14 protein-coding genes are annotated in these 19,545 nt (G+C 70.9%); 7 read left to right on the plus strand and 7 right to left on the minus strand.

All coding sequences use genetic code 11. The annotated features are described in order from the left end of the window. Nucleotides 1-24 precede the first annotated feature (24 nt). The 4 genes from ACIBP6_RS17655 to ACIBP6_RS17670 form a co-directional block, all read right to left on the minus strand. Nucleotides 25-1,566, minus strand: coding sequence for a serine/threonine-protein kinase (locus tag ACIBP6_RS17655; RefSeq protein ID WP_397053257.1), 1,542 nt, complete (start codon nt 1,564-1,566; stop codon nt 25-27). A gap of 149 nt (nt 1,567-1,715) precedes the next feature. Beyond that, nucleotides 1,716-2,240: an SRPBCC family protein gene (locus ACIBP6_RS17660; protein WP_397053259.1), complete on the minus strand. Its 525-nt coding sequence runs from the start codon at nt 2,238-2,240 to the stop codon at nt 1,716-1,718. A gap of 202 nt (nt 2,241-2,442) precedes the next feature. Further along, nucleotides 2,443-3,456, minus strand: coding sequence for a methyltransferase (locus tag ACIBP6_RS17665; protein WP_397053260.1), 1,014 nt, complete (start codon nt 3,454-3,456; stop codon nt 2,443-2,445). A gap of 134 nt (nt 3,457-3,590) precedes the next feature. Next, nucleotides 3,591-4,244 (minus strand): methyltransferase, encoded by a 654-nt coding sequence (locus ACIBP6_RS17670; RefSeq protein WP_397053262.1) that lies wholly within the window; start codon nt 4,242-4,244, stop codon nt 3,591-3,593. 858 nt (nt 4,245-5,102) lie between these two features. On the opposite strand from ACIBP6_RS17670, the gene ACIBP6_RS17675 reads away from it, so the two are divergent. The 5 genes from ACIBP6_RS17675 (at nt 5,103) to ACIBP6_RS17695 (ending at nt 14,053) form a co-directional block, all read left to right on the plus strand. Further along, the gene (locus tag ACIBP6_RS17675; protein ID WP_397053264.1) at nt 5,103-7,037 is read left to right on the plus strand and encodes a KedN5 family methylcobalamin-dependent radical SAM C-methyltransferase; all 1,935 of its coding nucleotides are present in this window, start codon (nt 5,103-5,105) and stop codon (nt 7,035-7,037) included. A 172-nt stretch (nt 7,038-7,209) separates the two neighbouring features. After that, on the plus strand, nt 7,210-9,300 hold the full coding sequence (locus ACIBP6_RS17680) for a BTAD domain-containing putative transcriptional regulator (RefSeq protein WP_397053266.1): 2,091 nt from the start codon (nt 7,210-7,212) through the stop codon (nt 9,298-9,300). Between the two features lie 59 nt (nt 9,301-9,359). After that, the gene (rfbA, locus tag ACIBP6_RS17685; RefSeq protein ID WP_397053268.1) at nt 9,360-10,235 is read left to right on the plus strand and encodes a glucose-1-phosphate thymidylyltransferase RfbA; all 876 of its coding nucleotides are present in this window, start codon (nt 9,360-9,362) and stop codon (nt 10,233-10,235) included. Nucleotides 10,236-10,266: 31 nt separating this feature from the next. Next, nucleotides 10,267-13,041, plus strand: coding sequence for an AAA family ATPase (locus ACIBP6_RS17690; protein ID WP_397053270.1), 2,775 nt, complete (start codon nt 10,267-10,269; stop codon nt 13,039-13,041). 85 nt (nt 13,042-13,126) lie between these two features. Then, on the plus strand, nt 13,127-14,053 hold the full coding sequence (locus ACIBP6_RS17695; RefSeq protein ID WP_397053272.1) for a putative sugar O-methyltransferase: 927 nt from the start codon (nt 13,127-13,129) through the stop codon (nt 14,051-14,053). Here ACIBP6_RS17695 and ACIBP6_RS17700 read toward each other — a convergent pair. Further along, entirely contained in the window at nt 14,028-14,843 is an 816-nt protein-coding gene (locus tag ACIBP6_RS17700; protein WP_165970248.1) for an SAM-dependent methyltransferase, read from the minus strand. The genes ACIBP6_RS17695 and ACIBP6_RS17700 overlap by 26 nt on opposite strands. Nucleotides 14,844-15,134: 291 nt before the next feature. On the opposite strand from ACIBP6_RS17700, the gene ACIBP6_RS17705 reads away from it, so the two are divergent. Continuing rightward, entirely contained in the window at nt 15,135-16,403 is a 1,269-nt protein-coding gene (locus tag ACIBP6_RS17705; protein WP_397053423.1) for an activator-dependent family glycosyltransferase, read from the plus strand. Nucleotides 16,404-16,472: 69 nt separating this feature from the next. Further along, the gene (locus tag ACIBP6_RS17710) at nt 16,473-17,789 is read left to right on the plus strand and encodes an MFS transporter (protein ID WP_397053274.1); all 1,317 of its coding nucleotides are present in this window, start codon (nt 16,473-16,475) and stop codon (nt 17,787-17,789) included. 93 nt (nt 17,790-17,882) lie between these two features. Here ACIBP6_RS17710 and ACIBP6_RS17715 read toward each other — a convergent pair whose 3' ends face one another. Beyond that, on the minus strand, nt 17,883-18,911 hold the full coding sequence (locus ACIBP6_RS17715) for an NAD-dependent epimerase/dehydratase family protein (RefSeq protein ID WP_397053276.1): 1,029 nt from the start codon (nt 18,909-18,911) through the stop codon (nt 17,883-17,885). After that, nucleotides 18,908-19,504, minus strand: a complete 597-nt coding sequence (locus ACIBP6_RS17720; RefSeq protein ID WP_132609356.1) for a dTDP-4-dehydrorhamnose 3,5-epimerase family protein — start codon at nt 19,502-19,504, stop codon at nt 18,908-18,910. The genes ACIBP6_RS17715 and ACIBP6_RS17720 overlap by 4 nt, the downstream gene beginning before the upstream one ends. Between the last annotated feature and the right edge of the window lie 41 nt (nt 19,505-19,545).

Consider the following 19,545-nt stretch of genomic DNA (forward strand, 5'->3'; position numbering starts at 1 on the left):
AACGGCTCAGCCGCCAGGCGGGGGCTAACGGCCGGGCAGGCTCCAGTCGTTCATGAACTCCACCGCCGGCCCGAACGGATCCATCTCGCCCTTCTCCAGAGCCTTCGCCAGGTCGCGGTAGACCTCGGTGATCTGGCGGACCCGGTCGTCACCGGACCTCCTGGCCGCTCTCCAGAGCTTCTCGCGGGCCTTGCCGGCCACGCGCGGGTCGATGCCGCCCATGCGCTGCTGGGCCGTCAGCGAGTCGTCGAACGCCTTCATCCACTCGCCCCACCCGCCCGGGGGCATCGCCTGTCCCACGGTCGCCTTCGGGCCGGCGGTCTCGCGCAGCACGGTCGGCTCCTCCTCGGGCCCGAGGGTCGCCACGACGGCCTGCGACGGTTCGGGAGCGGGCGACGGGGGCGGGGCGGCGGTCGTCCGGTCGGTGGGGACGGCTGCCGTGGTGGGCTGCGCGGGCGGCTGCTCCTGCCGCGCGCCCGCCCACGTCACCATGCCCACCGTGACCACGGCGATGGCGAGGACGGCCGCGCCGAGCTGCACGACCAGCCTGCGGTTCGTCGCGGGCCCCGGCTCGGGACCGAGGTCGGCGGCCTGGAAGACCGCCGTGTCACCGGAGCGGGGCGGCCACGCGGGAGCGCCGCTCTGGAGCACCTGGGTGGCGCCGGGGTTCGCGGTGAGCCCGGGGTCGCGCAAGGAGGCACCCGTCACGTGCGCACCGGTCATGGGGGCGCCCGTCACGTGCGCACCGGTCGTGGGGGCACCGGTCATGGGGGTACCGGTCATGGGGGCGGCGGGGCGCGGGCGGGCGATGGCCGCGAGCGTCCGCCGGATCACCTCGCCACTCGCCGGTCGCCTGGCCGGGTCCTCCGACAACATGGCCAGCACCAGCCGGTCCAGTGCGGCGGACACCTCGGGTCTGATCGTGCTCGGCGGCGCCGGCGGCCCCTGGGGCGCGCCCTCGAAGGGCGGGCGTCCGCAGAGCAGCTCATAGCAGACGCAGCCGAGCGCGTAGAAGTCGCCGGGCACCTGGGCGGCCTGTCCGGCGGCGCGTTCGGGGGCCGCGTAGCGGCTGCTGTCCCGCGCGGTCTCACGCTCGCCCATGCCGAAGCCGACGACCTTGAGCACGCCGCTCGCGGCCAGCCGGAAACTGCCGGGGTCGACCCGTCCGTGCACGACCCCGGCCCGGTGGGCGGCGTCGAGCCCGGCCGCCGCCTGCCCGATCAGGTCGCACACCTCGACGATCTTCAACGGCCCGCGCGCCGCCAGCTCCTCGCCGAGGCTGAGCCCGGTCAGGAACTCCATCACCAGGAACGGCGCCCCGTCGTGGTCGCCGACGTCCAGCACCATGGCGACGTTCGGATGGATCACTCTGGCCACGGCCTGGGCGTGCTGCCTGAGCATCTCCCGGGTGGCGGCACCGGCCGCCTTGGCGCGCAGCACCTTGACGGCCACGACCCAGTCGGCGCGCGTGTCGTACCCCCGCCAGACCTCGCCCATCGGCCCGCTGCCGATGCGCTCGTCTAGCCGGTACCGGTCTGCGACCAAGGACGGCGTCGCGTCGGACATATCCCCGCCAATAGCATTAGGAAGGCAAAGTCACCTAACCATAGGCCCCCTGACGGGCTTCCGTGGAAATCCGGTGCCGGACGACGACACACAGCCGCCGCCCCTCCGCCGCCTCTTCGCGGTCCTGGAGCGACGGGCGTGCGGCCCGGCTACGACTCCATGATCAGGGCGCGCAGGCGCCGGACGTCCTGGCGGAGCGTGCGCCGCAACATCGGGGCGACGAACGGGGCGAGCAGGCGCTCGGCTCCGCGCAGCCGGACCCGGACCACCATCGTCACCGTGCAGCGCTCTCCGTCGAGCGGCTCCACCCTGCGCTCGCCGTCGGAGTCGCTCCCCTTGGTGTTGCGCCAGGAGAAGCGCAGGCCGGGGCCCACCTCGGTGACGATTCCGCTGCTGCGGTAGGGCCTGCCGGCGATGCGCATGACCTCGTCGATCGTGGTGCCGGGCGCCACCGGACCGGGCGGGTCGCTCTTCGCGCTGATCACGCCGGAACGCCAGCGCCGGTCCAGCGCGTAGTCGGCGACCACGAACCACACCTTCTCGGCGGGCCGGGGCATCTCGGCCGTGGCCTCCAGCACGAACATGGAGGCGCCCGTCGTCTCGGCCCGCCCGCTCCGCGCCGTACCGCCGTGGCGTCCCGCGTCGTCCCGCCGTGTCACAGGGAGCCGTTCCACGCCGTGGACCTGGCCCGTGATCCGCCTCGTGATCCGGCTCGTGATCTCCGGGCCGGCCGGACGGCACCCGGTGGACCGACGCCGTCGGGACTGGCGTCCGCGAAGGACGGGACGGGGGTCACGTCGGACGCTGTCATCGCATGCTCCTTGGTCGTGAGCGCCGGGGGACGCAGGCAATACGGGATGGCGCGCGGGCGCGACGTCAGGCCGTGACCACCCGCATGACGCTGACCGCTCCACCGAGTACCTCGCGGGTCGTGACCAGGCGCAGCCCCGCCCGGGCGAAGAGCTCGCGGAACTCCGGCCCGGTGCGGATCATGCCCTTGTCGATGAGCGTGGACATGTCGCTCATCAGGGCGATGGGGTCGGCCGACGAGTCGTCCTCGGCCATGATCATGTCGATCACGAAGAGCCCGCTGTCGGAGCGCATCGCCTGCCGGCAGTGCCGCAGAAGGCGCACCGCGCTCTCGTCGTCCCAGTCGCTGAGCGTGTTCTTGATGATGTACGCGTCGCGTCCCGCCGGGGGCGCGTCCACGAGGAAGTCACCTGGCACCAGGGAGCAGCGGTCCGACACGCCGGCCTCCTCCAGCACGGCGGAGGTGCCCCGCAAGCCGGCCTCCAGGTCGAAGACGGCGCCGGTCAGCTCCGGGTGGGCCCGCAGCAAGGCGGCCATCAGCGAGCCGTTTCCGCCGCCGATGTCCACCACGTCGCGCGCGCCGTCGAGGTCGAGGCAGGCCACCAGTGGAGGGGCGTCGGCCGCGGCCGCCTCCCGCATCCAGGCGTAGAAGGCGGACTGCGCCTCAGGGTGCTCGGCCAGCCACTCGTAGCTCGAACGGCCGAAGACGTGTTCCACCGCGCTGCCGCCGGTGCGCACGGTGTGGTCCAGCCGGCCGAACGCGCTCCAGTTGGGCTCGCCGACCATGTGGTTGACCATGGCCTTCATCGGCGAGCCCGAGCACAGCAGCCGCCCGGCGGAGGCCAGCTCGTAGCGGCCGTCCCCGGTCGCCGTAACCAGCTCCAGGTGGACGGCCGCGCGCAGCAGGCGGCGCAGGTTCGGCTCGTGGCAGTCGGCGAGTTTGGCCAGCTCACCCGGCGTGACAGGCCGGGAGGCGAGGTGGTCGGCCAGATCGAGCGCGGCCATGGTCCGCACCACCTGCGCCGAGATGAACCCGAACAGCAGGTCCATCAGGCGTCGGGCGTCTTCGTACTCCTCCATCGGCACTCCTTGGAACGGGGGTCACGGTCGGGACGGGCGCCGCGCGGGCGCGCTGACGCCGCCGCGTGACCGGCGGTACGGGGCGGCTCAGGCGGAGACGATGGGGCGGGTGCCCCTGGCACGCGGGCCCGGCCTCAGCGGGGACACAGCTCCAGCATGTGGAGGTGCCAGGCGGAGTCCTCTTCGATCTCCTCGTCGACGAACAGTTCGACCAGCGGATCGGGGATCGCCGAGGTCGCCAGCGTCTCCAGGATGCGCAGATCCAGGCCGGCCTCGTCGGCGAGGTCCCGCACCAAGGTGGGGTTGCCCAGCGCCTCGCCGAACCACAGGTAGATCCGGCCGCCCGGGGTCAGCAGCTCGACGCCCTTCTCCAGGAAGTGCCGCAGCTTCGAGAACTCGGGGTCGAACATGGTCTCGTGCCAGATGGAGGAGTCCATGGACTCCTTCGGCGCGTCCAGGAACGGCGGGTTCCAGTAGATGCCGTCGAACCGCTCGCCCGGCTCGACCGCCGAGTACATGTCGCTCACCCGGGCGGTCACCCGGTCCGCCACGCCGTGGCGGACGGCGTTCAGCTCGGTGTTGCGTACCGCGGCCGGGTTGAGGTCGAGGCCGACCACCGACTGGCAACCGGCTTTGGCGGCGAGCACCGACATGACGCCCGTGCCGCAGCCCATCTCCAGGAACGACGACATCCCGGCGAACGGGATGGTGTGGGCGTACAGCTCACCGCCGGGCCCGTAGAAAGGCGGCCACACCTCGTCGAGCAGGTCCCAGTCATGGCCGACCAATTCGAATACCTTCGGACGTTCCTCGTCCGACCGGTATTTCTCGATAATTTTCTTTCCTATTTCGAAATCAAAGTTCTTCGCGTCCATGCCATCCTGCCTGTCGCGACGGACAAAATGCTTATGCGTGGTCGTCACGTGTCGATGCGCTGGGCGAATCGGACTCTTGTGGGAATCTGCCATGGATCTCCTGCAGGCGCAAGAGCGGGACGACAGTGTCCATTCGTCCCTGACAGAGCGGGTTCCCGCGGTGCTCGGTCACGGTCCGCGACCGGCGTCCGGCCGCTCGCCCACGGCCGCCGGAGAGCGCGGCACGCCGCCAACAAACGATCGCGCCAGGCTGTGAGGCCATCGGGCGTCCCGCGGGCGATGCCGTGGGACGCCCGACCATCCCGTCCGGCGACGGCACGGTCACCGAACGCCATCACGGGGTCGGCCGGCACCTTTGGCCAGCACGAAAGCGCCCGACCCCGCGGTCCGCAAGGGCGACAAGACCAAATAGCCTGTCATCTCCTATGGCCGCCGGCGCTTCGGCCGAAATATCCCGGCGGCACTCCCGCATTTCACCAAGACTGCCGGTCGCCGCTGCTGTCAAATTTGCCGCTCCGCGTCGCGCTCCGCCGGAATGATCCGCGTTATCCCAGGTCGGTCTGGACATATCCGGACATATCGCAATTCGCACCTCGCTGCAGCTTCGCTGCAGAGCCGCAGGCAAAGCCTCACCTAACATCGATCAAGTATCCAGTCGCGCGCTGCGGACACGAATCGGCTCAGGGGGTGAGCCGAAAGGTTGCGGACGGGTCGATGGCGAGGCGCCGCACCCACTCAATCAACGCCTGAGTGCAAGGGAGAGAATCGCCCATGGCGCAACAGCCTCTCAAGGTCCGGCTGGTGCAGCAGGGAGTCTGGGCCATGTCGCTGGAGTCCATGCCGTTGGCCTCGGGTTACCTGATGGCGACGGCGCTCCAGGACGAGCGCATAGCCGAGCACATGGACATCCAGATCCGTAACTTCGACGGCGGCAGCACGCTGTTCGGCATGGCCAACCAGCTCTTCGAGGAAGATACGCCCGACATCATGGGCTTCTCCGTCGTCGGCTGGAACTACCAGCCGTTCGCGGCGCTGGCCGAGACGTTCAAGCAGCTCAATCCCGACGGGTGGGTCGTCTTCGGCGGCAATCACGTCTCCAACCAGGCCACCCGGGTGTTCCGCATGTTCCCCGACGTGGACATCGTGGTCAACGGTGAGGGCGAGTTCACCTTCCGGGAGCTGTTACACGCCCGCCTCGACGGCCGCTCACCTCATGACCTGAACCACATCCAGGGCATCTCCTTCCGCGACGAGTCGGGGACCCTGGTCACCACAGAGGACCGCCCGCGCATCGAGGACCTCGACGTCATCCCCTCGCCCTTCCTGACCGGCGTCATCCCGATGAAGAACCAGGACGGGGTCTTCCCCTACGACGTCGCCCTGCTGGAGACCAACCGAGGGTGCCCGTACAAGTGCTCCTTCTGCTACTGGGGCGGGGCCGTCGGCCAGCGCGTACGGGCCTTCTCCCGGGAGCGGCTGCGCCAGGAGATCGAACTGTTCGCCCAGCACAAGGTGCACACCCTGGTGCTGTGCGACGCGAACTTCGGCATGATGCCGATCGACCTCGAGTTCGTCGAGGACGTCATCGAGCTCCGCCGCCAATACGGCTTCCCGAAGAGCATCGAGACCTCGTGGGCGAAGAACAAGTCCAAGGTCTTCTACCAGATCGTCAAGGAGATGAAGAACGCCGGCCTGCACAGCTCCTTCACCCTGGCGCTGCAGACGCTGGACGACAACACGCTCGACCTGATGAACCGGCGCAACATGAAGGTCAACGACTGGGAGAACCTGGCCGAGTGGCTGGGCCAGGAGGGCCTCGACTGCTACGCCGAGCTCATCTGGGGCGCCCCGGGCGAGACGGTCGAGTCGTTCATGAAGGGCTACGACCGGCTGGCCAACCACGTGTCGCGGGTGGCCGTCTATCCCATGCTGATCCTGCCGAACACCACGTACGCGGAGGAGAAGAAGCGCTTCGGGCTGGTCACCGTACGGGGCAACACCGACGATTTCGAGTACGTGCTGTCGCACGACACCATGTCGCCGGCCGACAACAGGTACATGCACCGGTTCATCTTCGTCTCACGGCTCATCGCCGAGAACCCGGTGTTCAGATACCTGTGGATGCCCCTGCGGACGCTCGGTGGCATCACGCAGTCGCAGCTGATCCGCTCGCTGATGGACTGGTTTGAGACCGACCAGGACCAGAGTGTGGAGCCGTTCCGCACCGGCATGGTCAACTCCTTCACCGACTCCGACGTCCTCGCTCCCGTCCTCACCTACGTGTACGGCACCGACGAGGCCAAGCAACTGCTGCGCCGGTGGTGGACGCAAGCCGTCCTGCCGCTGCTGCCGGAGGAGCACCGCGACCTGCTGACCACGGTCTTCGACTACGACCTGCTGACGCTGCCGGCGTACACGCGGCCGGGGCGCGAGATGTCCACCCGCTACGCCAACGAAGGGCTGCCGCAGACGGAGATCGGCGGCGAGAGCTACTACGTGTCGGGCGACATCGCGCTCAGCTGCGACGTGCCGGCGCTGGTGCAGGCGCTGCGGCGCGACGAGCCCTACGACGACGCCCTCGAAGGCCTGACGACGTCGATCTACTACAAGGTCGGGGCCAACCACTTCCTGCCTTCGACGAACCACGAGGAGATCGTCTACTACATGGGCAGGCTGGAGCGGCAGCTCCATGACCGGGAAGTTTGACACTCTCCCGGCGAGTCCTCTCGCCAGCTCCGGATCATTTCGTTCCCGGACCCAGCCATCCGATCGAGCGCTTGTATTACGGTGATCTATGACTCTTGTCTACTCCGCACGGAAGCTTTGCGCCACATATGACGATGGGCTCGTGGGTGACGACACAGGGGGATCGAAAACCATGGAACCGCATGTCGCTTCGTTCGGCCGGCTGCTGCACGAACGGCGGACCCGGTTGGGCCTCACGCAGCGGGAACTGGCGGAACGAGCAGGGGTCAGCGTGCGCGCGGTCCGCTACATCGAGCGGGGTGAGGTGCAGCAGCCTCGGCAGGAGTCCGTGCGGAGCCTCGCGGAGGCCGTGGGCGTCGATCCCGACCAGTTGAGCCTGCCGGCGGCACGCGGTCAGAAGGACGCCGACTCCAGCGCCCTGTGCCTGGGCATCCTCGGCTCCCTGACGGTTCGGCTGGGCCGGCGCACGGTCGACATCGGCTCGCTCAAGCAGCGCTGCATGCTCGGCCTGCTCGCGTTGCAACCGAACGAGGTGGTCAGCCGGGACGAGATCATCGATGTCCTGTGGGGCGACGATCCGCCCGTGACCTGCGTCAGCCTTGTCCACTCCTACGCCTCCCGGCTGCGCCAGACGCTGGAGGGCAGCCGGCAGACCAGCTCGCGAGAGCAGCACATCACCGCCACGCGGCAGGGCTACAAACTCACGGTGGAGCCGGAGCAGCTGGACCTGTTCGTCTTCAACGACCTGGTGATCCGGGCCAGGGAGATGCACGACGACAACGAGGAGAGCGCTCTTGACCTCTTCCACCAGGGGCTGAGCAGCTGGCGCGGGCCGGTGCTGGCCGACACGGTTCCGGGGCTGCGCCAGCACCCGGCCGCCATCCGGCTGTCGCACCAGCGGCTCGCGGTCGTGCTCGCCCACGCCGACCTGGCCATCCAGACGGGCCGGCCGGAACAGGCGGTCGAGCATCTGCGCGCGCTGGCCTGCAGCGAGCCGCTGCACGAGGGCATGCACGCGCGTCTCATGCTGGCACTCGCCGGCTCCGGGCAGCGCGCGGCCGCGCTGCAGGTCTTCTCCGACATCCGCACCCGTCTCAGCCACGAACTCGGAGTCGACCCGAGCGAGGAGCTGAAGGCGGCCCACCTGCAGGTGCTTCGCCAGGAGGCTCCGTCCGAGCCCGTGCCCGAGACCGAATCCAGGCACCGGTCGACGCTGGTGATGCGCATGGTCGCCCCAGCCCAGCTGCCTCCCGACGTCGCCGGTTTCACCGGGCGCTGCCGGGCCCTCGACCGGTTGCGCAACCTGGTCTCCCCGACGGCCACGGGCACCGGCGCGAAGGTGATCGCGGTCACCGGGATGGCCGGCGTCGGCAAGTCGGCGCTCGGCGTCCACTGGGCGCACGAGATCCGCGGGATGTTCCCCGACGGCCAGCTCTACCTCGAGCTGAACGGCAACTCCCACACGCCGCTGTGCCCCGTCGAAGCGCTGGGGCGGCTGCTGTCGGCGCTCGGCGTGCCCCGCGACCGGATACCGGCCGCCCAGGCCGAGGCCACCGCGCTCTTCCGCACCCTGCTGGCCGATCGCCGGATGCTGATCGTGCTGGACGACGCGGCCTCCACGGCCCAGATCCGGCCGCTGCTGCCGGGCAATCCCGACTGTCTGGTGCTGATCACCAGCCGGACGCAGCTGGTGAGCCTGACCGCGAGCGACGGCGCACCGCTGGTCAACCTCGACGTCCTGGCTCCGGAGGAATCGGCCGCACTGCTGGCCGGCATGCTGGGCCGCAAGCGGGTCGCCGCGGAACCGGAGGCGGCGGCGGTGCTGGCTGAGCTCTGCGGGCACCTGCCGCTGGCGCTGCGGATCGCCGCGACCAACCTCATCGTCCGGCCGGGCCGGCGGCTGGAAAGCTTCGTGGCCGAGCTGCGGGATGGCGACCGGCTCTCCGCGCTGCGGGTGGACGGCGACGAGCTGTCGATCCGGGACGCGATCGACAGCTCCTACCGCAAGCTCCGGCCGGCCGCCCGCCGGCTGTTCCGCTACCTGGGCCGGCACGCGGAGCCGGAGATCACTTACGTGACGGCGGCGGCGATGCTCGGCACCGCCGTCCACCGGGTCAAGCCGCTGCTGGAGCAGCTGTGCATGGCGAGCATGCTGCGGCGGGTGGCGCACGACCGCTACCGGATGCACGGTCTGCTGCGCTACTACGCGGCAGAGCGAGAACGGATGGAGACGTTCACGGCCATGAGCGAGTGCCTCGGGTGAGGAGGCCGCGGGGCCGCAGCGGACCTCCTGGCGGAAACCTGGTGAGGGGAATGCCATAAATGAAGGGCATCGTTTTGGCGGGCGGCTCCGGAACGCGCCTGAGCCCGATGACCATACCGGTCTCCAAACAGCTCCTGCCCGTCGGCGACAAACCGATGATCTACTATCCGCTGTCGGTGTTGATGCTGGCGGGCGTGCGCGACATCCTGCTCATCTCCCGGCGGTCGGACCTGCCGCTGTTCCAGCGGCTGCTGGGCGACGGCTCCCAGCTCGGCATCCGGATCGGATACGCCGCTCAGGACGCGCCGAACGGCATCGCCGAAGCTCTGATCATCGGCGCCGGTCACATCGGGGAAGATCCTGTCGCCCTGGTGCTCGGGGACAACATCTTCCACGGCACGGCCTTCCAGTTCGTGCTGGAGGAACACGCTCGCGACGTCCAGGGGTGTGTGCTGTTCGGCTACCGCGTCAAGGACCCGCACCGCCACGGCGTCGCGGAGGTGGACGAGCAGGGCCGCCTGGTGTCACTGGAGGAGAAGCCGCACCGGCCGCGCTCCAACCGCGCCGTGACGGGCCTGTACTTCTACGACAACGACGTGGTCGACATCGCCAAGAACCTGCGCCCCTCGCCCCGGGGCGAGTTGGAGATCACCGACGTCAACCGGGGCTACCTGGAACGGGGCCGGGCCCGCCTGGTGGATCTGGGGCGCGGGTTCGCCTGGCTGGACACCGGCACGCCGGAGTCGCTGATGCAGGCCGGGCTGTACGTGCGGGCGCTGGAGGAGCGCCAAGGGGTGCGGATCGCGTGCATCGAGGAGGTCGCCCTGCGCAAGGGATACATCGACAGCGAGTCCTGTTACCGGCTCGGCGCCGCAATGGCCGGCAGCGCCTATGGCCGCTACGTGATGGAGGTGGCGCAGGAACTGACGGGCTGACTGGATCAAGGCCTCTCGGAAGAAACGGCCCATGTTTGAGCGAAGCAAGCTGTTCGAACGGCTCCGGCACTACTACCTGGAAAGCGCCCGCGAACGGGGCAAGGTCGTCCTGATCAGCGGCGGCGTCGCCACCGGGAAGACCGAGTTCGCCTATCGGTTCGCGCAGTACGCGAGAGGCTCCGGGGCCTTGCTGCTCAACGCCACCGCCTCGGCCCAGGACCGGTCGGTCCGGATGGGCGTCGTCGGCCAGTTGTTCTCCAGCGCGGACCTGCCGCCCGCCGTGGCACAGGTGGCCGAGGACGTCACCGGCCTGGCCGACCGCACCGGCGGGGCGGGCGGGCGCGCACCGGCCGACCCGACGGAGGACCTGCTCGTCCAGCGCGCCTGCGCGGCGCTGCTGAAGCTCGCCAGGTCCGGTCCCCTGGTGATCGCCGTGGACGACGTGCACTTCGCCGACGAGACGTCGGTGCGCACCCTGCTCGCGCTGCAGCGCCGGATCGGAATGGCGCGGGTGTTGTTGCTGCTCAACCAGCGCGACTCGGCCGACCGCCGTCAGGCGCGTCTGAGGGCGGAGCTGACCCGCCAGCCGTACTTCAGGCTGATCAGGCTGGAGCCCCTGTCCCCGGAGGGGGTGAAGCGGCTGATCGAGGCGAACCTCGGATCGCCCTCCTGCCCGGCCCACCTGACGACGGAGTTCCACCGGCTCAGCGGCGGCAACCCGCTCATCGTCCGTGCCCTGATCGACGACCACCGCGCGGGGCGCGGGAGGCGCGGCCGCGGGCCGGTCATCGGCGGCTCGTTCGAGGAAACGGTGCTGATGTGTCTGCACCGGCACGACGCCGGAGCAGTGCGGACCGCCCGCGCCGCGGCGGTGCTGGGGCCGAGGGCGAGCGCGGAGACGATCGCCCGGCTGACCGGCGAGCCGGGCGGCACGGTCGCGGCGGCGCTGGAGCGGCTGGAGGCCGGCGGGCTGGTGCAGGGGCCGCAGTTCCGGCACCCGCGGGCTCGCTCCGCCGTGCTGCGCGACCTGCCCGCGGACCTGTCGGCCGCGCTGCGTCTGCGCGCTGCCGAGGTGCTGGAGTCCGAGCACGCGCCGCTCGTGGAGATCGCCGCGCACCTGGTCCAGGCCGGCTCACCGCCCCCGGCCCGGTACGTGCACGTGCTGGAGCGGGCGGCTCAGCAGGAGTGCGCCGGCGGCGATGCCGAGCAGGCGGTCAGGTGCCTGCGGCTGGCGCTGCGCGGGCGGCTCAGCGACCGCAAGGAGGCGTCGCTGACGGCGTCGCTGGCCCGCGTGCAGTGGCTGATGAACCCGACCGGGATGAGCGAGCAGCTGGACGCCCTGGTCGCGGCGGACGCCGCCGGGCACCTCGACCCGGTGGACGCGCTGATGACGGTCCGGGCGCTGGCGTGGGTGGGGCGGCACGCCGACGCCGCGGCCGTCCTTGAGCGAGCGGCCGGCCGCACGGTACCGGCCGGAGCGGCCGACCTCCGGCAGACGGTGGCGTGGCTGCGTCGCCGGCACCCGAACGTGCTCAGCGCCGTCACCGTCTGTCTTCCGGAGATCCCGCCCGGCGCCATCGTCCCCCGCCCCGGCACGGGCCGCGGCGGCCCAGGAGGCGGCACGGGAGCGGTCGCCGGGCCCGGGGCGGGCCTGGCGACCGGCGCGGACCTGCTGGGCGGGGCTGGGGTGGGAGGCGACGGCGGGGTGGACGGCGCTGAGCACACGTTGCAGACCTACCGGCTCGGCAGCACCACGCCCGAGGCGGTGATCACGGCCATCCAGACGCTCGTCCAGGCAGGGCGGCTCGACCGCGCCGGCCACTGGTGCGAGGCGCTGCTCCCCGAGGCGGGGCCCACCTGGCGTGCCGTCCTGCTGGACGCCGAGGCGGGCATCGCGCTGGCCCGCGGTGACCTCCCGGCCGCCGCCCGGCACGCCCGCGCGGCGCTGGCGGCGCTGCCCGGCGACGGCTGGGGGGTGGCCGTCGGCTCGCCGCTGGCCAAGCTCGTCCTGGCCGCCACCGGGATGGGAGAGGCGGCCGAGGCCGCCTCGGTGCTGCGCCGTGTGCTGCCCGACGCCGTCCGGAGCACCGCGTACTGGCTGGAGGTGCTGCACGCGCGCGGCCGGCACCACGCCGCGGCCGACCGGCCGCACGCCGCGCTCGACGACTTCGCGGCCGCGGGGCGGCTGGCCATCGCCTGGGGACTCGACCACCCCGAGGTGGTGCCCTGGCGTGTCGAGCTGGCTCAGGTCCACGCGCGGACGGGCGGCCTGGACGCGGCGTGCGAGCTTGCCCGCGAGCAGCTGGAGCTGCCCGGCGGCGATCAGCCGCGCGTCCGGGGCGCCTGCCTGCGCGTGCTCGCCGCGGCCGCCCCGATCCGGGAGCGGCTGGGCTTACTGCGCGAGGCGGCCGAGCTGTTCCAGGCGTGCGGCGACCGGTACGAGCTGGCGCTGACCTACGGCGAGCTGGCGCGCGCCGGAGAGGCGGCCGGGCAGGGCGAGCGGGCGGGCATGCTGGCGCGGCACGCGATCAGCCTGGCCGGCGAGTGCGGCGCGGTCCCGCTGCGGGACCGGCTGACGCGGCGGCCGCCCGAACGGCCGGCGTCCCTGGAGGCGCTCAGCCCGGCCGAGCGGAAAGTGGCGGTGCTCGCCACCCGTGGTCTGACGAATCGGGAGATCGGCCGCAACCTGCACATCACCGAGAGCACGGTCGAGCAGCACCTGACCCGCATCTACGGCAAGCTCCGCATCAACCGGCGGACCGACCTGCCGGCGAAGGTGCCGGTGAGCCTGACCGACCCCGTCTGATGCCCGGCCCTAGCCCGCCCGAGGCCCTCCCGAGGCCCGTTCGAGGCCCGGCCTCAGGCCCCGCCCCACGTAGTGAGGAGACGACATGAGCACCGGCTACCAGCCCAGCCGCCAGTGGGATCGCATCAGCAGGGAGTGGCTCGAGGAGGCGGAGATCGACCTGGCCACCTTCAAGAGCGGCCGGCCCAACCACAAGATCTCCCTGTGGAACCCGGAGACGAACGGCGTCCGGTTTCTCAAGACGCTCGTCTACAACCTGTGCACGACGCTGACTCCGCGGGACTGGGAGAGGCTGGGGGCCACCCGCAACCGCGACTACGGCGATCCCATCCAGGTGCGTCACGAGGGCCGGCACGTCTGCATGGACTACCTGCAGGCCACGCTGGAGGCGGGCTTCCTGGAGGACCGGGTGGACCTGCGGGGCGGCAGGGTGATGGAGATCGGCGCCGGGTACGGCCGGACTTGTCACCTGCTGCTGTCGAATTACGACATCGCCTCGTACCACATCGTGGATCTGAGGAGCACGCTGCGGCTCAGCCGGGAGTACCTGCGCACCGTCCTGGACCGCGAACGGTACGACAAGATCACCTTCGTCGAGATCGGCGACGTGGACGCCGTGGCCGGGCCACTGCGGATCGACCTGTGCCTCAACATCGACTCCTTCGCCGAGATGAACCCGGAGACCGTGCGCGGCTACCTGTCCCTCATCGACCGCGGAAGCGCCTGGTTCTACGTCAAGAACCCGGTCGGCAAGTACCTGGACTCGAGCCTGGACGGGCACGCGGAGGGCGCCGAGGCCGTCCGGCACGCCATGGAGACCGGGTTGATGCAGCAGGTGCTGGACGTGCACGACAGCGAGGCGGTGCGGGCCGCGGCGCCCGCGTTCGTCGCCGCGTACCGGCCGGGGGCCGGCTGGCGGGACGTCGCGAACGCCTGGGCCCCACCGTGGAGCTTCTACTGGCAGGCGCTGTACCGCAACGAGGGAGTCACTCCGCGCGGCGGACGGCCGTGATGAGGACGTAGGTCATCTCGTCGGAGTCGGAGAGCTCCTCCAGCTCCGCGTCGTCGGGGACGTCCTGCCCCTCGGCCTTGAAGTCGGCGGCCGTGGCCTTCAGGACGTCCGCGACGTGGTCATACGTCTTGCGGGTGTTCTCCCCGATGTCGACGACCTCCAGCACGTCGAAGCCCGCCGCCTGGATGAGCTCGCGGTATTGGTCGGCCGTCGGCAGCCCGGCCACCATCAACATCTGAGCGGACGCCTCGGTCTCCTTACCGGCCTGGCCGTCCTCGCCGAGCACGCCGGTGAGGTCGGCGAAGACCAGGCGCCCGCCCGGCCGCACGATCCGCCCCATCTCGCCGAGCGCGGTGATCTTGTCGGCGATGTGGCCCAGCGATTCGATGGCGAAGACGCCGTCGAAGGAGCCGTCGCCGAACGGCAGCCGCAGCGCGTCGGCGAGCTCGAAGCGAAGCAGGTCCGGAGCGTCCTTCACGCGCTCCAGCGCCTGCCGGAGCTGGTGCTCGCTGATCGTGATCCCGGTGACGTGGACGCCGTTCCTGGTCGCGATCCGGTGGGCCGGCTTGCCGTTGCCGCATCCGACGTCCAGGACGTGCTGCCCCTGGGAGAGCGCCAGTCGCTCGCCCACCATGTCGGTCAGGCGGTCGGTGGCGACTTCGATGGAGCTGTCGTCGCTCTCGTCGTGCCAATAGCCCACATGCACATTGCCGCCCATCGCCGCGGCGAACATGTCGGAGACCCGGTCGTAGTAGGCGCCCACGTCGGCGGAGGTCGGCTCAGCGGTCATCGTCATTTCCTCCCATTGCTCATTCACGCGTAAAAGCATCTCGACGCGAATGACATCGAATAACAGAAAATCGCTGCAGATATACATCTCCAGCCTCATCAAGGTAACCGCTCACCGGCATCTCGGACATGGCCGGACGGGTGATTTAGGGGGGTGTTAGGGGGTGATTAGGGGTGGGTCGCCACATCTTTGATCGATAGCCTGTTCGCGCAGGTGAAAGCCCGGAATCGGGCCGCATCCCACCTTCGCCGGTTTTCGGCGGCGAAGCAACGGCAAGGTTTGGAGTAAGTGGTGCGCGTACTAATCACATGCTATCCGGTGACTTCGCATTTCTATGTGCTGGTCCCGCTCGCCTGGGCCCTGCGCACGGCCGGCCACGAAGTGGTCGTGGCCGCCCGCCCGGACATCCACGACGACATTGTCAAGGCCGGTCTGACCGCCGTGACGGTCGGCGACGAGATGGACATGACGCGACTCGTCAGCTCGCTCGATGAGCTGCCGGACGACGGCACGCCGTACGGCATGGGCTACGACATCGCCGAGACCCGGCCGGAGCTGCTGACGCTCGACTACGTCAAGGGCGCGCTCGGCCTCCACTGCTGCATCATCCCCGACTACCTGGCCAACGAGGCGATGCTCACCGATCTCGTCGCGTTCGCCGAGCACTGGAAGCCGGACCTGGTGATCTGGGACTTCCTGACCTTCCCCGGCCCCATCACCGCCAAGGCCGTCGGCGCGGCGCACGCCCGCGTGCTCGTCGGCGTCGACCATGCCATGCGGATGCGCGCGCGGTTCCACGAGCTGCGCGCGCAGGATCCCGACGGGCCGCAGGACGACCCGGTGGCCGACTGGCTGGCCGCGCGGGGCGCGCCCTTCGGGGTGGACTTCGACGAGGAGCTGCTGACGGGCCAGGTGACGCTCGACCCGTACCCGCCGTTCCTCAGCATCCCGCTGGACCTGCCGACCGTACCCGTCCGGTTCACCTCCTACAACGGGTCGTCCACGTACCCGGACTGGCTGCTCGAACCGCCGACCCGCAAGCGCGTGTGCCTGTCGCTCGGGGCCAGCTCGCGCGTCGCCGGCGTCCACGACACCGACAAGATCCAGCAGCTGCTGCGGGCCATGGGAGAGCTGGACGCCGAGGTGATCGCCACGCTCAACGCAGACCAGCTGCAGGGCGTGACCGTGCCGGACAACGTCCGCGTCTTCGACTTCGTGCCGCTGAACGCCCTGCTGCCGAGCTGCGACGCCATCGTCAACCACGTCGGCTACGGCACGATGGGCACCGCCCTGATCCACGGCGTGCCCCAGGTCATGGCCCCGGAGAACCTGTGGGGCGAGTCGATGCTGGCGCGGCGCATCGAGGAGCGCGGCGCCGGCATCTGCATCCCGCCGGAAGAGGTGACGCCCGAGTCGATCGCCGGCGCCCTGCGCCGCGTGCTGGAGGACCCGTCGTTCAAGACCGCCGCCGAGCAGCTGCAGAAGGACCAGCAGACGGTGCCGACACCCGCGGAAGCCGTCCACGAGCTGGAGCGGCTGGTCGAGCGGCGCCGCCGCTGACGTGACCGCGGGCGGGCCGGCCCGCCCGCGGCGCTCTCGACGAACCGTCGCGTCCCCCTGAGGAGCCTCATGTCATCGACCGTCCCACCCTCTCCAGCGTCCTCGCCCGCCACGTCGTCCGCCCGCCCGTGGCGGACCGCCTTCCTGGCGGGGATGGGCGCCTACCTCGACGCCGGCGCCACCATCAGCACCGGCACGGTCCTCGTCCTGTACCAGTCGGCTCTGCAGCTCGACGACGCGACCATCGGCATGATCTCCGGCCTGCTCACGTTCTGCTTCGCCGCCGGCGCGGTCGTCGGCGGCCGGCTCGGCGACCGGTTCGGCCGGCGCCGGGTGTTCATCCTGACGATGTCGCTCTACGTGGTCGGCATGGCGGTCCTCACCGGCGCCGCCGCGCCGGCCATGCTGTACGCCGGCGTGGTGCTGGTCGGCTTCGCCATCGGCGCGGATGTGCCGGTGTCGCTGGCCTTGATCGCGGAGGAGGCGCCGAAGGGCAAGAAGGGCCGGATGATCGGGCTGTCCGGCCTGCTCTGGCTGATCGGCACGATCGTGCCCGGCATCCTCACCATCGTGGTCTCCCACATGGGCGCGATGGGCGCCCGAATCCTGTACGGGCAGCTGCTGGTCACCGCGGTCATCGTGCTGGTGTTCCGGCTGGGCCTGCGCGAGTCGGCCGAGTGGTCGGCCGCGCAGCGCCGCACCGCGGACCTGATCGACGCCGGCCGCTCGGAGGAGATCCAGTTCGCCGCCCTGCGGCAGCTCTTCGCGCCGCCGGTGGTCATCACCGTGCTGGCGACGGGCCTGTACTACGCGATCTGGAATCTCGACGCGAACACCTTCGGCCAGTTCAGCACCTTCATCTGGGTCAACCTGTCGCACCAGAGCGTCGAGTCGCTGGCGATCTTCGGCTTCGTCGCCCTGCCGATCTCCCTCGCCGGCATGCTGATCTTCCTGCGCGTCGTGGACCGGCCGGCGCGCCGGGGCTGGTTCGTCTTCGGCACGGTCGTCTCAGTGATCGGCTTCGCGCTGCCGCTGCTTCTCGGGCCCACGGCGGTGGCCATCGCGGGAACGCTGATCCTGTCGGCGGTGGGCGCGTCGTTCTCCGGGGACCTGATGTACAAGGTGTGGACCCAGGAGCTGGTGCCCACCCTGCTGCGCAGCACCGCTCAGGGCATCACGCTGGGGTTCGCGCGGGTGCTCGCGGCGCTGTTCGCGGTGGTGACGCCGACCCTGGCCACCAACAACCCGACGGTGCTGTTCTCGCTGCTGCTGAGCTTCTCTGTGGTGGCCGCGGGCATCGGCCTGTACTGGATCCCGCGCCTGCCGAAGGCGACCGAGCTGGAGAGTCCGGTCGCCGCCACCCCGCCCGCCGGGACGCCGGTCTGACCCCGCTCACGGCACGGCCCTGGACAGGGGGTGTCCCGCCCGGCGACATGCGCACCGGGCGGGACACCCGCGTGCCCCGCCCGGCCGGCTCTGTCATCGGGTGGGGACGGACGACGACGCGAGGGCGGCGACGGTGCGGGTCAGGGCCTCGCGCAACGGCACCTCCGGGCGCCAGCCGGTGACCCGGCGAAACGCCGAGGAGTCGACCTCCACGCTGTGGAAGTCGGTGCTGCGCGCAGCGCCCGCGGGCGGCTCGACGACCGTCACCGGCACCGGCGGCAGACCGGTGTGCGCGGACACCACCTCGGCGATCAGCGCGAACACGTCGCCGAGCCGCCGGGCCGCGCCGGTGCCCAGCAGCCAGTGCCTGCCGGCCAGCGGCTCGGCGTTGTCCAGCGCGGCGGCGAAGGCGCGGACCACGTCGTCGACGTAGAGCAGGTCACGCAGGACCGAGCCGTCGTTCCACATCGTCAGCGGCCGGCCCTCGAGCGCGCGGCGCGCCATCGCGGACACCACTCCCCTGTCGGCCGCCGTCGAGTCCGCGCCATGGCCGAACACGGTGGGCAGCCGCAGGGAGATCCCGCGCACCGCGCCCTCGGCCGTGGCCTTCTTGACGACCTCCTCGGCGCGCAGCTTCTGCCGGTCGTAGGCCGTCTCCGGCAGGTCCGGCTCCGTGCCGTCGATCCGTATCCGTTCCGTCGTGCCGGCCTGCGCCGTCGTCCCGGCGAACAGCACGGCCGGCGGTCCGGCCGTGCCGCCGGCCCTGCTGCCGGCCCTGCTGCCGTCCGCGAGCACGTCGACGAGGTCGCGGACGAGGCCGACGTTGACGCGCTCGGACTCGGGGTCGTCGTCGGCGCCGCGCCAGCTCTTGCCGCCCGACAGTGCCGCGACCAGGTGGACGACCGCGTCCGCGTCCCGTACGGCCTCGGCGAGCCGGTCCTTGACGGTCAGGTCGGCCGAGCGTGACTCGACGTCGGCGACCGGGGCGGAGGGCGGGCGCGGCGGCCGCCGTGCCACGGCCCGCAGCCGGACCGGCCGCTTGGCCAGCTCCCTGGTGACGGCCGAGCCGATGAACCCGGACGCGCCGAGGACCACCACCAGCGGCCGGTCGTCCGCCGTCACGACCGGCCCTCGATCGCCAGGCAGGTGGCGTACTCGGGCAGCATGCCGCGGACACGCGCCTCGGCCAGCGTGGGGGCGGCGGTGTCGCGCTCGGACATGATCGGCGCGGGCTCGGCGGGGATCGGCAACCCCAGCGCCGGGTCCAGCGGCGTCAGGGCCAGCTCGTGTTCCGGCACGTACGCGCTGGAGACGAGGTACGACATGACCGTGTCGTCCTCCAGCGCGACGAAGGCGTGGCCCACACCTACGGGCAGGTACGTGGCACGGAAGTCGTCCTGGTCGAGCGTCACCGAGTCCCAGCGGCCGAACGTCGGCGAGCCCACCCTGATGTCGACGACGATGTCCAGCGCCCTGCCACGCGGGCAGTACACGTACTTGGCCGAGCCCGGGGGCGTCACGGTGAAGTGCACGCCGCGGACCACGCCCCGGCGTGACCTGCTGTGGTTGCTCTGCGCGACGCGGAACAGCGGCCGGCCCACCGCCTCGGCGAACGCCGCCTCCTGGAACGGCGACAGGAACAGCCCCCGCTCGTCCGGGAAGACCTGGGGGGTGAACTCGAACGCGCCGTCCACGTTCAACGCACGTGCCTTCATACTCGCCCTTCCTCGACATCCGTGGCTTGCTGCGACGACCG

Origin of the sequence: Nonomuraea terrae, assembly GCF_044465245.1 — a bacterium.
GTDB lineage: Bacteria > Actinomycetota > Actinomycetes > Streptosporangiales > Streptosporangiaceae > Nonomuraea > Nonomuraea terrae.